The organism is Streptomyces sp. NPDC002232 (assembly GCF_042890295.1).
In the GTDB taxonomy this organism is placed as follows: domain Bacteria; phylum Actinomycetota; class Actinomycetes; order Streptomycetales; family Streptomycetaceae; genus Streptomyces.
In genome coordinates this window covers 296,800-309,986 of record NZ_JBIARV010000008.1, presented here as the reverse complement: position 1 = coordinate 309,986, position 13,187 = coordinate 296,800, and the positions used below count along the sequence as shown (strand labels likewise).

At 70.9% G+C, this 13,187-nt stretch carries 12 protein-coding genes and 1 tRNA gene; 4 read left to right on the top strand and 9 right to left on the bottom strand.

Annotated elements, in window-relative coordinates; translation table 11 throughout:
- Nucleotides 1-2: 2 nt before the first annotated feature.
- Nucleotides 3-332, bottom strand: coding sequence for a hypothetical protein (locus ACFYXU_RS35295; protein ID WP_329853350.1), 330 nt, complete (start codon nucleotides 330-332; stop codon nucleotides 3-5).
- Between the two features lie 109 nt (nucleotides 333-441).
- On the opposite strand from ACFYXU_RS35295, the gene ACFYXU_RS35290 reads away from it, so the two are divergent.
- Nucleotides 442-672 (top strand): DUF4287 domain-containing protein, encoded by a 231-nt coding sequence (locus tag ACFYXU_RS35290; protein ID WP_329853348.1) that lies wholly within the window; start codon nucleotides 442-444, stop codon nucleotides 670-672.
- 85 nt (nucleotides 673-757) lie between these two features.
- Here the strand turns inward: ACFYXU_RS35290 and ACFYXU_RS35285 are convergent, their stop codons facing one another.
- Nucleotides 758-1,660, bottom strand: a complete 903-nt coding sequence (locus ACFYXU_RS35285) for a Bax inhibitor-1/YccA family protein (RefSeq protein ID WP_329853347.1) — start codon at nucleotides 1,658-1,660, stop codon at nucleotides 758-760.
- A gap of 182 nt (nucleotides 1,661-1,842) precedes the next feature.
- On the opposite strand from ACFYXU_RS35285, the gene ACFYXU_RS35280 reads away from it, so the two are divergent.
- On the top strand, nucleotides 1,843-2,457 hold the full coding sequence (locus ACFYXU_RS35280; RefSeq protein ID WP_376514359.1) for a hypothetical protein: 615 nt from the start codon (nucleotides 1,843-1,845) through the stop codon (nucleotides 2,455-2,457).
- 8 nt (nucleotides 2,458-2,465) lie between these two features.
- Here ACFYXU_RS35280 and ACFYXU_RS35275 read toward each other — a convergent pair.
- Nucleotides 2,466-2,550: transfer RNA gene (locus ACFYXU_RS35275), tRNA-Leu, on the bottom strand.
- A gap of 391 nt (nucleotides 2,551-2,941) precedes the next feature.
- On the opposite strand from ACFYXU_RS35275, the gene ACFYXU_RS35270 reads away from it, so the two are divergent.
- The gene (locus ACFYXU_RS35270; protein ID WP_329853345.1) at nucleotides 2,942-3,712 is read left to right on the top strand and encodes an ABC transporter ATP-binding protein; all 771 of its coding nucleotides are present in this window, start codon (nucleotides 2,942-2,944) and stop codon (nucleotides 3,710-3,712) included.
- Between the two features lie 88 nt (nucleotides 3,713-3,800).
- Nucleotides 3,801-6,332 carry an ABC transporter permease gene (locus ACFYXU_RS35265; protein WP_389461662.1) on the top strand — a complete coding sequence of 844 codons (2,532 nt, stop codon included), beginning with the start codon at nucleotides 3,801-3,803 and terminating at the stop codon, nucleotides 6,330-6,332.
- A 56-nt stretch (nucleotides 6,333-6,388) separates the two neighbouring features.
- Here ACFYXU_RS35265 and ACFYXU_RS35260 read toward each other — a convergent pair whose 3' ends face one another.
- The 6 genes from ACFYXU_RS35260 to eno form a co-directional block, all read right to left on the bottom strand.
- Complete coding sequence (locus ACFYXU_RS35260; protein ID WP_376514356.1) at nucleotides 6,389-7,693, bottom strand: class I SAM-dependent methyltransferase; 1,305 nt, start codon at nucleotides 7,691-7,693, stop codon at nucleotides 6,389-6,391.
- A 195-nt stretch (nucleotides 7,694-7,888) separates the two neighbouring features.
- Nucleotides 7,889-9,271 carry an NAD(P)/FAD-dependent oxidoreductase gene (locus ACFYXU_RS35255; RefSeq protein ID WP_329853340.1) on the bottom strand — a complete coding sequence of 461 codons (1,383 nt, stop codon included), beginning with the start codon at nucleotides 9,269-9,271 and terminating at the stop codon, nucleotides 7,889-7,891.
- Nucleotides 9,272-9,641: 370 nt separating this feature from the next.
- Nucleotides 9,642-10,556 carry an exopolyphosphatase gene (locus ACFYXU_RS35250; protein ID WP_376514353.1) on the bottom strand — a complete coding sequence of 305 codons (915 nt, stop codon included), beginning with the start codon at nucleotides 10,554-10,556 and terminating at the stop codon, nucleotides 9,642-9,644.
- A complete protein-coding gene (locus ACFYXU_RS35245) occupies nucleotides 10,553-11,101 on the bottom strand; it encodes a DUF501 domain-containing protein (protein WP_389408773.1) in 549 nt (182 codons plus the stop codon). The genes ACFYXU_RS35250 and ACFYXU_RS35245 overlap by 4 nt, the downstream gene beginning before the upstream one ends.
- A 37-nt stretch (nucleotides 11,102-11,138) precedes the next feature.
- A complete protein-coding gene (locus ACFYXU_RS35240) occupies nucleotides 11,139-11,609 on the bottom strand; it encodes a septum formation initiator family protein (RefSeq protein ID WP_189805618.1) in 471 nt (156 codons plus the stop codon).
- Nucleotides 11,610-11,699: 90 nt separating this feature from the next.
- Nucleotides 11,700-12,986: a phosphopyruvate hydratase gene (gene eno, locus ACFYXU_RS35235; RefSeq protein ID WP_329853335.1), complete on the bottom strand. Its 1,287-nt coding sequence runs from the start codon at nucleotides 12,984-12,986 to the stop codon at nucleotides 11,700-11,702.
- Nucleotides 12,987-13,187: the final 201 nt, after the last annotated feature.

Below are 13,187 nucleotides of genomic sequence, written 5' to 3'. Positions count from 1 at the left end.
CCCTACAGCCCCGCGCGCGCCGCCGCCTCCCGCACCAAACCCACGGCCTCGTCCAGCTCACCCTCAGGGGAGCCGGCCGGGGCCGTCCGCAGGATCTCGGCCAGATCGTTCCCGGCGACGGCGAGCTGGTCGCCCACCGCGAAGAGGCCCGCGTCCGGCATGGTCCGCGGCTCCCGATCCGGGTTCTCCGCGCGCTGGGCGCGCGCCGCCAACTCCCTGGCCAGGGCCAGGCCTTCGGCCGCCGCGCCCCGCTGGAGCCGGCTATGCGGGGCCGCCCGCAGCCGGTCGGCGAACCGCTCGACGGCGGTGGTCAGTTCACTCGTATCGCGCACGCCGCGACCCTACGCGCCCGCCCGGCGCCCTTGCCAACGGCCCGAGGCTTCGGCACGGTGGCGGGAAGGAATACGAGAAGTACACGGTACGAAGCGTCCGGAGGCGCCGATGTCCCAGACTTTCTCCGAGGAGACCCACCGCAACCTGCTGGCGCGCATCCCGCGCCGCACCGGTCGCGAGATCGCCGACTGGATGCGCACCGTCGAGGCGGGGCCCTCCCTCGTCCGGTTCGAGGAGCGCGTCAGCTGGCTCCGGGGGGAGCACGAGCTGACGTACGGCCACGCGAAGGCGATCATCCACGAGTACGACCTGCGCCGCGCGGCCCGCAGACTGCTCTGAGCCCGGCCGCCCCGGGTGGCTCCGCACGCGAGAGGGCCCGCCCGGCACGAAGCCGGACGGGCCCTTCCCCGCGTCAGGGGGTACGTCAGTCGTCGCCCTGGAGGATCGACAGCAGACGCAGCATCTCCAGGTAGATCCACACCAGGGTCATGGTGAGACCGAAGGCGGCCAGCCAGGCCTCCTCGCGCGGCGCGCCGTAGGTCACGCCGTCCTCGACCTGCTTGAAGTCGAGGGCGAGGAAGCAGGCGCCGAGGATGACGCCGATGACACCGAAGAGGATGCCGAGGCCACCGCTGCGGAAGCCGAGGCCGTCACCGCCGCCGAAGACGGCGAACAGCAGGTTGACCACCATGAGGAGCATGAAGCCCATCGCGGCGGCCATCACGAAGCCGACGAAGCGCCGGTTGACCCGGATCCAGCCGAGCTTGTAGGCGATGAGCACGCCGGCGAAGACCGCCATCGTGCCCAGGACCGCCTGGATGACCACGCCGTCGGCGATGTACGTCGAGACGGCGGCGGAGATCACCCCGAGGAAGACGCCCTCGAAGGCGGCGTATCCCAGGATCAGCGCCGGGGACGGCTTGCGCTTGAAGGACTGCACCAGCGACAGCACCAGGGCGACCAGGGCGGCGCCGATGGCGATGCCGTAGGACTTGCCGAGGTTCGCCGGGTCGACCGGGAGCAGCAGCCAGGACAGGACGGCGGTGAGCACGACCGTGCCGAGCGTCATGGCCGTACGGCTCACGACGTCGTCGATCGTCATCACGTTGCCGCGGGCCTGCTGCGGGGCTCCGAGCTGAACGTCCTGGGGGGCGTACGGGTTGGTCGCGTACGGGTTCGCCGCGCCTTCGGCCTGCGGGGCGCCGGTGGCGTACGGGTTGGTTCCGACGGCGGGGCCCCCGGCCTGCGGCTGCTGCGCGTTGAAGCCCGCGTAGCCGGCGTCGCGGCTGAACCCCCGTCGCGAGAAGACCGGGTTGCTGCTCCTCATCTCACTCCTCCATGGCGGACCGCACGGCGCGGCCCTGCGTCAAGGGTAATGCGTAGGCAAAAGAAACTCCCTAGTGCTCGGGGAGGATCTTTTCCCGCAAGTTTCCGATCTTCACCGGCGGCAAACCTCCCCGCACGGCCAGGCTCGTCCCGTACGGAACGATTCCCTCCACAGGAGCGCCCATGGCCCCCGAACCGAACGACACCTGGACCCTGCGCCACGCGACCGCGTGGGTCTTCACCGCGAACGGGCGCCTCGACCGGCCCGTGGTCCTGGCCGGCGACTCCGGCACCGGGCTCGCCGCCCTCGCCGAGGGCGCCCACCACGGCGCGTACTCCCTGATCTCGGAGCTCACGGCCCGCGGCCACGACCTGATCCTGCTCGCGCTGCCGGAGGACGGCTCCATGACCGGTGACGGCGGGATCGTGCAGAACACCGTCACGCGCGCCCTCGCGGAGCGGCACGGCGACGCCCCGCTGACCGTCGGCGGCACCGGGCAGGGCGCCCTCGCCGCGCGCTACGCCCTCGCCGGCATGGAGTACCAGCGGCTCGACCACGGGACGGGCGTCCTCTTCTCCCACAACGGCGCCGCCCCGGAGCTGGAGGACGAGGCGGAGCTGAGCCGGATGGGTGAGCGGCCGCGGATCCCGGCCTTCCTGAGGCTCGTCGACGGGGACGCGGCGGACGGTCTGACCGAGGACCTCGTGGACGGGACGATCACCGGCAAGCCGGACCCCGGCGGCCCGCTCCTCTCCGAGGAGTACGGCACCTGGCTGCTGGACCGGCTGCCGAGGTAGCGGAGCCGTGGTGCCCGGAACCGGACTCGAACCGGTACGGCCCGAAGGCCAGCGAGGTTTAAGCTCGCCGTGTCTGCATTCCACCATCCGGGCGTCGCCGCGAAGCTCCGCGTTGGCACATGAGCCTATCGGGACGGTTTCCCCCGATCAGCGGAACATCGGTCCGATGTTGTCTTATTTTATTGACGCCTGAGGGTGCGTCAGTGCAGGTGGGGGCCCTTTCGCCAAACTGTGACCGGGGTCGCAGGCGCAAAGCGGCACCCCCTGGAATGACGAAAAGTCGTCGAGGGTCTGTCACGTCCGTCCGGCGGCTCCGCCACCGGACGGAGTCAGGGGTCCCGTCATCCCAAAGGAGGAGGGACCGGGCCTCCGGTCAGACTCCAGACGGCCCCCGGAACGGGCACGTGGGCGGACGTCCGGAAGCGGAACGGCCGAGAGGATGAAGGGGTTCCCGAAACGCCGTCGCAGTGACAGGAGTCCTCCCGTGACCACCACCCCCACCGTGTCCCGCGCCACCGCGGTGGCCGCCCGCGCCACCGACCTGTCCAAGGTCTACGGACACGGCGAGACCCAGGTGGTCGCGCTCGACCGGGTCAGCGTGGACTTCCGGCAGGGCGAGTTCACCGCGATCATGGGCCCCTCCGGCTCCGGCAAGTCGACGCTCATGCACTGCGTCGCCGGCCTGGACTCCTTCTCCTCCGGCTCGGTCCGGCTCGGCGAGACGGAGCTCTCCACCCTGAAGGACAAGCAGCTCACCCAGCTGCGCCGGGACAAGATCGGCTTCATCTTCCAGGCCTTCAACCTGCTGCCGACGCTGACGGCCCTGGAGAACATCACGCTGCCGATGGACATCGCCGGCCGCAAGGCCGACAAGCAGTGGGTCCAGCAGGTCATCGACATGCTCGGCCTCTCCGCCCGCCTCAGCCACCGCCCGTCCGAGCTCTCCGGCGGCCAGCAGCAGCGCGTGGCCGTGGCCCGCGCCCTCGCCTCCCGCCCCGAGATCATCTTCGGCGACGAGCCGACCGGAAACCTGGACTCGCGCTCGGGCGCCGAGGTCCTCGGCTTCCTGCGCAACTCGGTGCGCGAGCTGGGCCAGACCGTCGTCATGGTCACCCACGACGCGATGGCCGCCTCCTACGCGGACCGCGTGATCTTCCTCGCGGACGGCCGCATCGTCGACGAGATGCTCCGCCCGACGGCGGACGGCGTCCTCGACCGCATGAAGGCCTTCGACGCCAAGGGCCGTACGAGCTGACGCCGCCGCGCCGGAACCGGCCGCGAACCGGTACCGCGCGCGTCACCCCGTACCCGCCCCCCCTCCTCCAGGACTCCAGGACCCGCCCATGTTCCGTACCGCCCTGCGCAACGTCCTCGCGCACAAGGCGAGGCTGCTGATGACCGTCCTCGCCGTGATGCTCGGCGTGGCCTTCGTCTCCGGCACCCTCGTCTTCACCGACACCCTCGGCCAGGCCTTCCGCAACCAGTCGGCCAAGAGCTACGACGACGTCGCCGTCTCCGTCACCATGTACCCGAACCCCGAGGAGGCCCGGAAGACCCCCGGCCTCTCCCGGGAGGTCGTCGACAAGGTCGCGAAGCTCGACGGCGTCGCCTCCGTCACCCCCCGCGTCGACGGCTTCGCCGGTGTCCCCGACAAGAACGGCAAGCTGATCGGCAGCGGCTGGTCGAACAAGGGCACCAACTTCGCCCCCGGCAAGGACGGCAAGGACCGCGCGTACTCCTTCGTCGCGGGCGACGGCCCGCACCGGGCCGACCAGATCGCGCTCGACCGGGACACCGCCGACAAGGGCGGCTACAAGGTCGGCGACCCCGTCCGCGTCGCCACCAACGGCCCGGTGAAGGAGTACACCCTCGCCGGTGTCTTCACCACCGAGGACGGCGCCGTCAACGCGGGCGGCAGCCTGGTCGTCTTCGACGACGCCGTCGCCCAGAAGCTCTACCTGAAGCCCGGCTTCTACCGCGACCTCACCGTCACCGCCGCCCCCGGCGCGAGCGACGGCAAGCTCCTCGACGAGGTCCTGAAGGTCGTCCCGAAGTCGGCCACCGGACAGACCGGCAAGGCCCTCGCCGACCGGCAGGCCAAGGACATCGAGGCCGGTCTCGGCGCCCTCAACCAGGTGCTCCTCGGCTTCGCCGGCATCGCGCTCTTCGTCGGTGTCTTCCTGATCTCCAACACCTTCACCATGCTGGTCGCGCAGCGCACCAAGGAGCTCGCGCTGATGCGCGCCGTCGGTGCCTCGCGCAAGCAGATCACCCGCTCCGTCCTCGCCGAGGCCGGTCTCGTCGGCCTGGTCGCCTCCGCCGTCGGCTACGCCCTGGGCATCGGGCTCGCCGTCGGCCTGCGCTCCGCGATGAGCGCCTTCGACATGAAGGTCCCGGCCGGTGACCTGGTCCTCGGCGTCACCCCGGCCCTCAGCGCCTTCGGCGTCGGCGTCCTGATCACGATGCTCGCCGCCTGGCTGCCCGGCCGCCGCGCCGCGAAGATCCCGCCGGTCGCCGCGATGAGCAGCGTCCACGCCACCGCGAGCACCAAGTCGCTCGTCCTGCGGAACTCCATCGGTGCCGCGTTCACCGCGCTCGGTGTCGTCCTGATCGTGCTCGGCGCCGGGCAGGGCGGCGACGACGGCCGCATGCTCATCGCGGGCGGCGCGTTCCTCACCCTCATCGGCGTCATCGTGCTGATCCCGATGCTGTCCCGGCCCGTGATCGCCCTGATCCGCCCGCTGTTCGTCGGCCTCTTCGGGGTCTCCGGCAAGCTCGCCGGGCTCAACGCGGTCCGCAACCCGCGCCGCACCGGCGCCACCGCCTCCGCGCTCGCCATCGGCCTGACCCTGGTCACCGGCCTCTCGGTGCTCGGCGCCACGGTCGGCTCGGCCCTCGACAAGGTGACGACCGACCAGATCAAGGCCGACTACATGGTCTCCATGGCCAGCGGCAACGGGCTCAGCCCGGAGGCGCTGACCGCCCTGGAGAAGGCGCCGGGCGTCACCGCGCTCTCCCCGCAGCAGGCCGGTGCCTTCCAGCTGAAGGGCGACTACACCTCGGTCTCCGGTGTCACCCCCGGCGCCATCGAGAAGGTCCTCAAGCTGGACGTCCTGAAGGGCTCGCTGTCCTCCCTCGGCGGGAACACGATCGCCGTCGACGACGACGTCGCCACGAAGCGCGGCCTGAAGGTCGGCGACTCCGTCCCGGTCGAGTACCTCGACAAGCAGAAGGGCCGGCTGACCGTCGGCGCGGTCTACGAGGCCAACGAGTTCGTCTCGCCGGTCCTGGCCGACCACAAGCTGGTCACCGCGCACGAGGAGCAGGCGGAGATCCGTGAGATCTTCGTGTCGACGGACGGCGGCGCGAGCGCGGCCCACGAGCGGGCCCTGGCCAAGGCCATGGGCGACAACCCGGCGATCACGGTGATGGACCACAAGGACATCCGTGACTCCTTCGGCGGCCCGATCAACATGCTGCTCAACATCATGTACGGCCTGCTCGGCATGGCCCTGATCATCGCCGTCCTCGGTGTCGTCAACACCCTCGCGATGTCCGTCTTCGAACGCCAGCAGGAGATCGGCATGCTCCGCGCGATCGGTCTCGACCGGCGCCGCGTGAAGCGGATGGTCCGTCTGGAGGCCGTCGTCATCTCGGTGTTCGGCGCCGTCGTCGGCATCGGCCTCGGCTCGTTCCTCGGCTGGGCGCTGGGCGAGACCTTCAAGAGCAGCCTGCCGGGCTACGTCCTGGTCCTGCCCTGGGACCGGATCGGGCTCTTCCTGGTCCTGGCCGCCCTGGTCGGCGTCCTCGCCTCGCTGTGGCCGGCCCGCAGCGCGGCGAAGCTGAACATGCTCTCCGCCATCAAGGCCGAGTAGCACCCCGTCCGTGAAGGGCCGGTCCCCCCGCGCGGGGGGACCGGCCCTTCCGCGTCTCACTCCTGCCAGACGCGCGGCCGCAGCGCCGTGCCGCTCTTCCCCGAACCCGGCGTGCGCACCGCGAGGAACTGGTTCACGCCGATCCGGTTGCGCTCGAAGGAGACCGCGGAGGCCGCCATGTACAGCCGCCAGATCCGGGCCCGGCCGGGCGAGGTGAGCCGCACCGCCCGCTCCCAGTCCGCCTCCAGGTTCGCCACCCAGCGGCGCAGCGTGAGCGCGTAGTGCTCGCGGATCGCCTCCACGTCCCGGACCTCGAAGCCCGCGTCCTCCAGGCTCGTCAGGGTGCGGCCCATGGGGGCGAGTTCGCCGTCGGGGAAGACGTACGCGTCGATGAAGGGGTCGACCTCGTAGGCCTCCTCGTCGGACTCGGGACGCCGGGAGATCTGGTGGTTCAGGAGCCGCCCGCCGGGCTTGAGGAGCCCGTACAGCGTGTCGGCGTACTCCCGGTACTTCACCTCGCCGACGTGCTCGGCCATGCCGATCGAGGAGATCGCGTCGTACGGGCCGTCCGTGACGTCCCGGTAGTCCTGGACGCGGATCTCGATGAGGTCGGTGAGGCCTTCCTCGGCGATCCTCTTGCGGGCGAAGGCGGCCTGCTCGCGGGAGAGGGTGACGCCGACGACCCGGGCGCCGTACTCCCGGGCGGCGTGGATGGCCATGGAGCCCCAGCCGCAGCCCACGTCGAGGAGCCGGTCCCCCGCCCGGAGGTTCAGCTTGCGGGCGACGAGGTCGAGCTTGTCGCGCTGGGCGTCCTCCAGGGAGCCGTCCTCGGTCCAGTACGCGCAGGAGTAGACCATCGAGGGGCCGAGGACGAGCGCGTAGAAGTCGTTGCCCACGTCGTAGTGGTGACTGATCGCCTGCCGGTCGCGGCGTCTGGTGTGACGGCTGCCGTGGCGGCCGCGCATCTCCTCGGCCGGCGGCTGCGGCGGCGGCAGGGGCCCGGCGATCCGCAGCAGGGCGCGGGCGGCGGCGCGCAGCTTGGGGTCGCGTACGGAGTCCAGCAGGCTCCTGGTCTCCTCGCCGCGCTCCCAGAGGATGCCGGAGAGGCGGTCCATCAGCTCGTAGAGGTCTCCCTCGACGTCGAGTTCGCCGGCCACCCAGGCGCGGGCCAGGCCCAGTTCCCCGGGCTTCCAGATCATCCTCCGCAGGGCCCGTCGGTCGCGGACGATCAGGACGGGGCCGGATGCTCCCGCGCCGGGCGGTACGGCCTCACTGCCGTCCCAGGCTCGCAGACGGACCGGCAGCGGTACTCCGAGGAGTTCCTCGGCGAGAGTCGCCAGCCGCGACGCGGCGTCGGCCATGATGCACACCTCCGTGATCTCGTGCCCCAGAAATGCTTGTCAGCAAGGGAACACCGTCCGTAGGAGTTTCCAGTCCCGCCGCCGCGCAACAAGTCGGCAAAACACGCGAAGGGCCGTCCGCACCACGGATGGCGGACGGCCCTTTTACGGCCTTGCGTGTACTGCGGGTACTGCCGGTGCTGCGGGACCGGGAGGTCAGGCCTTGGCCTTCTCCTGCGCCGGGGCGGCCGGCGCCGGGGCGGGCTTGGCGGCCTCGTAGAACTCCTCGCGCGGCGTCTCCATGGCGCCGAGCGAGACGACCTCGCGCTTGAGGAACATGCCGAGGGTCCAGTCGGCGAAGACGCGGATCTTGCGGTTGAAGGTCGGCATCGCCATGCCGTGGTAGCCACGGTGCATGTACCAGGCGAGACGGCCCTTGAGCTTGATCTTCACCTTGCCCATGACGATCATCGCGACGCCCTTGTGCAGACCGAGACCGGCCACCGCGCCCTTGTTCGCGTGGCTGTAGTCCTTCTGCGGGAAGCCCCGCAGGCCGGCCACCACGTTGTCGCCGAGGACCTTGGCCTGGCGCAGCGCGTGCTGGGCGTTCGGCGGGCACCAGGCGCGCTCGGCCGGGACGCCGGCCTTGATCGCGGCCAGGTCCGGGACCTGGGCGTTGTCGCCCGCGGCCCAGGCGTAGTCGAGGCCGTTGATCTGGAGCTTCTCGTTGCAGTCCACGTGGCCGCGGGGGCCGAGCGGCAGACCGAAGCGGGAGAGCGCCGGGTTCGGCTTCACGCCGGCGGTCCAGACGATCGTGTTGGAGTCGACCTCGAGGCCGTTCTTCAGCACGACGTGGCCGTCGACGCAGGAGTCCATGGAGGTCTCGAGGTAGATCTCGATCCCGCGGCTCTCCAGGTGCTCCTTGCCGTACAGGCCGAGCTTGGGGCCCACCTCGGGGAGGATCTTGTCGGCCGCGTCGACCAGGACGAAGCGCATGTCCTCGCGCGACACGTTCTGGTAGTACTTCGCGGCGTCGCGGGCCATGTCCTCGACCTCGCCGATGGTCTCGGCGCCGGCGAAGCCACCGCCGACGAAGACGAAGGTCAGCGCCTTGCGGCGGACCTCCTCGTCGGTGGTCGAGTCGGCCTTGTCGAGCTGCTCGAGGACGTGGTTGCGCAGGCCGATGGCCTCCTCGATGCCCTTCATGCCGATGCCCTGCTCGGCGAGGCCGGGGATCGGGAAGGTGCGGGAGACCGCGCCCATGGCGATGACCAGGTAGTCGAACGGCAGGTCGTACGCCTCGCCGACGAGCGGCGCGATCGTGGCGACCTTGCGGTCCTGGTCGATGGTGGTGACCCGGCCGGTGAGCACCTCGGCTCCGCGGACGACGCGTCGCAGCGGGACGACGACGTGACGCGGCGAGATGCTGCCGGCGGCGGCTTCGGGGAGGAAGGGCTGGTAGGTCATGTACGACCGCGGGTCGACGACCGTGACGGTCGCCTCCGCGTAGCGCATCTTCTTGAGGATGCGCCGAGCTGCGTACAGGCCTACGTACCCGCCGCCTACTACGAGGATCCTGGGACGCTCCGTGGTGCTCATGGCATCGAGTATCCACCCCTCCCCAGGGGGGTGCTCGTGCGCCCCTTCACAAGCTCTCCGGACACCTCTGCTACACTCCGCCGCCCACGTGATCCACATCATGGTCCTGCAAAGGAACCGGGGTGCACTGGCGAACGTTGTTCACCCCTCGTGAACTGGCCTGGAGAGCGCCCGTTAACGCTGAAGCGGAGCCCTGGTTCACACGATGGAAACAGCGAGCGAATCGGGGCCCGCGCCTGCGAAAGGGCCCTGCGGCGCCCCTCGAAGGGCCTAAAGACCCTCCTCGGGCACCGACAGGGCCCTTTTCCTTGTGAAGAACTTCACGAACCTTTTCCGACGGGGTGTCGCCGGAGGGGTCGATAGCCGCCCGCTATGCCACGGATAGGGCGATCCCATCGAGAATGTCGTGCTCGCTGACGACGACCTCGCGGGCTCCGACGCGCTCCACGATCTCCCGCAGGACGAGCGCCCCGGCGATGATCACGTCGACCCGGCCGGGGTGGATGACGGGGATCGCGGCCCGCTCGTCGTGGGTGGAGGCGAGGAGCCGCTCGGTCACCTCGGCGACCTGCGCGGCGGAGATCCGGGAGTGGTGGACCTTCTCGGAGTCGTACTCCGGGAGCCCGAGGGCGATCGCGGCGACCGTGGTCACCGAGCCGGCGAGCCCGACGAGGGTGTCCGCCGTGTCGATCGGCACGGTGGCGGCGGCCAGGTCGAGCGCGGCCCGGACGTCGGCGCGGATCGCGGCGACCTCCTCGGCGGTCGGCGGGTCGTGGCGGACGTGGCGCTCGGTGAGCCGGACGCAGCCGATGTCCACGGAGCGGGCCGCCTCGACGTGCCGGTTGCCGACGACGAACTCGGTGGAGCCGCCGCCGATGTCCACCACCAGCCGCCGGTCGTCCCCGTGCAGCTCGCCGGTGGCGCCGGTGAAGGAGAAGGCGGCCTCCTGGTCGCCGGTGATGACCTCGGGCTCGACGCCCAGGATCTCCACGACGCCGTCCACGAAGTCCTGGCGGTTCTCGGCGTCGCGGGAGGCGGAGGTGGCGACGAAGCGGAGCCGCTCGGCGCCGAGCTCCTCGATGACCCGGGCGTACGCGCGGCAGGCCGCGAAGGTCCGCTCCAGGGCCTCGGGGGCGAGCCGCCCGGTCTGGTCGACGCCCTGTCCGAGCCGGACGATCGTCATCCGCCGGTCCAGCTCGACGAGCTCGCCCGTCTCCGGGTGGAGGTCCGCGACGAGGAGGCGGATGGAGTTCGTACCGCAGTCGATTCCGGCGACCCGGGTCACGCGGACCCCTCCTTCTGCTCCTTCTGCTCCCCGCACGGCGTGACGCACGGGCCCTTCGCCCACCACTCCGGCAGCATCGCGAGCGCCTCGTCGCCGAAGGGGTTCACGCCCGGGCCCGCCACCAGCGAGTGACCGACGAGGACGTGCAGGCACTTGACGCGGTCCGGCATGCCGCCGGCGCTCGGGAAGCCCTCCAGGACCTCGATGGCGTCGCGGCGGGCGAGGTAGTCCTCGTGCGCGGCCCGGTAGGCGTCGGCGAGCTCCGGGTCGGTGGCGAGCCGGGCCTGCATCTCCTTCATGACCCCGTTGGCCTCCAGCGTGCCGATGGCCGAGGCCGCCCGGGGGCAGGTCAGGTAGTACGTGGTGGGGAACGGCGTGCCGTCGGGGAGCCGGGGCGCGGTCTCGACGACGTCCGGGTTGCCGCACGGGCAGCGGTGCGCGATGGCGCGCAGGCCGCGGGGCGGGCGGCCGAGCTGGAGCTCGAAGGCCGCGATGTCCGTCTCGGTCGGCGCGGTGCTCTCGGTCTGCGGAGGGGGCGTTTCCATGTCTGCCTTGGTCTGCCTTGTTCGTGTCGCGGAGGGGTCAGGGACGGTCGGCGTGGTCGACGCCGTCCCAGAGGTTGTCGTACCAGGGGCGGTCGGCCGCGCCCTGGTCGGCGCGGGGCCGTTGCTCCGCGTCGGGGTCGTTCACGGTGAAGCCGGTCTCGCCGGGGAGGACGTAGTGCAGGTGCTCGCGGGCGAGGCGGCGGACGTAGGCCGGGTCCTGGAGGCGCGCCTTCTCGTCCTTCAGTTCCTCGACCCGCCGGGCGGCCTCGGCGGCCCGGCGCTCCTGCTCGGCGATCTCGCCCTGCTGGGAGACGTAGCTCCGCATCGGGTAGGCGAGGGCGACGACGAGGGAGCAGACCACGAGGGCGAGGAAGGCCGCGCGGCCGGTGAGCCGGGAGCGGCGGGCCTGACGGCGGGTCTGGGAGCGGTAGACACGTGCGGCGGTCTGCTCGCCGAGCAGTCTGATCCGGGTCGCGGTCGAGAACCGGTCCCGGTCCTTCGCGGCCATGTCGTGTCGCCTCCCCTGTTCACGCGTACGTCCCCGCACACGGTACGGGACCGAGTGCGGGGACGGACGGAACTACCGGGTGTGACGCTGTCAGCCCTTGAAGCGCGGGAAGGCGCTGCGGCCGGCGTACACGGCGGCGTCGTCGAGGATCTCCTCGATGCGCAGCAGCTGGTTGTACTTGGCGACGCGGTCCGAGCGGGCCGGGGCGCCGGTCTTGATCTGGCCGCAGTTCACCGCGACGGCGAGGTCGGCGATGGTGACGTCCTCGGTCTCGCCGGAGCGGTGGGACATCATGCACTTGAAGCCGTTGCGCTGGGCCAGCTCGACGGCGTCCAGCGTCTCGGTCAGCGAGCCGATCTGGTTGACCTTGACCAGGAGGGCGTTCGCGGTGCCCTCCTCGATGCCGCGGGCGAGGCGCTCCGGGTTGGTGACGAAGAGGTCGTCGCCGACGATCTGGACCTTGGCGCCCAGCTTGTCGGTGAGGACCTTCCAGCCGGCCCAGTCGTCCTCGTACAGCGGGTCCTCGATGGAGACCATCGGGTACGCGGAGACGAGCTCCTCGTAGTACTCGGTCATCTCGGCGGCCGAGCGGGACTTGCCCTCGAACTCGTAGACGCCGTCCTTGTAGAACTCGGACGCGGCGACGTCGAGCGCGAGCGCGACGTCGGTGCCCGGGGCGTAGCCGGCCTCCTTGATGGCCTCGATGATGAGGTCCAGGGCGGCGCGGTTCGACTCGAGGTTCGGGGCGAAGCCGCCCTCGTCGCCGAGGCCGGTGGAGAGGCCCTTGCGCTTCAGGACGGCCTTGAGCGTGTGGTAGATCTCGGCGCCCCAGCGGAGGGCCTCGGAGAAGGACTCCGCGCCGATCGGGGCGATCATGAACTCCTGGATGTCGACGTTGGAGTCGGCGTGCGACCCACCGTTGAGGATGTTCATCATCGGAACGGGCAGCAGGTGCGCGTTCGGGCCGCCGAGGTAGCGGAAGAGCGGGAGGTCGCTGGCCTCGGAGGCGGCGTGCGCGACGGCGAGGGAGACGCCGAGGATGGCGTTGGCGCCGAGCGAGCCCTTGTTCTCCGTGGCGTCCAGGTCGAACATGGCCTGGTCGATCAGGCGCTGCTCGGTGGCGTCGTAGCCGACGAGCTCCGGGCCGATCTGCTCGATGACGGCGAGGACGGCCTTCTCGACACCCTTGCCCTGGTAGCGGTTGGGGTCACCGTCGCGAAGCTCGATGGCCTCGAACGCACCGGTGGAGGCGCCGGACGGAACAGCAGCACGGCCGGTGCTGCCGTCGTCGAGGCCGACCTCGACCTCGACCGTGGGGTTGCCTCGGGAGTCCAGGATTTCCCGGGCTACGACGACGTCGATGGACGGCACGAGCATCTCCTTCTGGGATGTGACGCTGGATGTGACGCAAGGTCGGTGCAGGGTCGCTCGGCCTTGCGACACGAGCCTAACCGGCCCGGAGGCTCCCGCCCGCCGCGCGCCCGCCCCCTGGGACGAAAAAGGACCCGAGGGCACCCATCCCGGGACGAAGGACCCGGGATCTACTGGGCGGTAACACTCGGAACCGTCAGCTTTCCC

Coding starts and splice junctions, on each gene's coding strand:
- ACFYXU_RS35290 (WP_329853348.1), top strand. CDS start 442: ATGTCCCAGACTTTCTCCGAGGAGACCCACCGCAACCTGCTGGCGCGC.
- ACFYXU_RS35255 (WP_329853340.1), bottom strand. CDS start 9,271: ATGAGCACCACGGAGCGTCCCAGGATCCTCGTAGTAGGCGGCGGGTAC.
- eno (WP_329853335.1), bottom strand. CDS start 12,986: ATGCTCGTGCCGTCCATCGACGTCGTCGTAGCCCGGGAAATCCTGGAC.
- ACFYXU_RS35280 (WP_376514359.1), top strand. CDS start 1,843: ATGGCCCCCGAACCGAACGACACCTGGACCCTGCGCCACGCGACCGCG.
- ACFYXU_RS35285 (WP_329853347.1), bottom strand. CDS start 1,660: ATGAGGAGCAGCAACCCGGTCTTCTCGCGACGGGGGTTCAGCCGCGAC.
- ACFYXU_RS35245 (WP_389408773.1), bottom strand. CDS start 11,101: ATGGAAACGCCCCCTCCGCAGACCGAGAGCACCGCGCCGACCGAGACG.
- ACFYXU_RS35240 (WP_189805618.1), bottom strand. CDS start 11,609: ATGGCCGCGAAGGACCGGGACCGGTTCTCGACCGCGACCCGGATCAGA.
- ACFYXU_RS35260 (WP_376514356.1), bottom strand. CDS start 7,693: ATGGCCGACGCCGCGTCGCGGCTGGCGACTCTCGCCGAGGAACTCCTC.
- ACFYXU_RS35265 (WP_389461662.1), top strand. CDS start 3,801: ATGTTCCGTACCGCCCTGCGCAACGTCCTCGCGCACAAGGCGAGGCTG.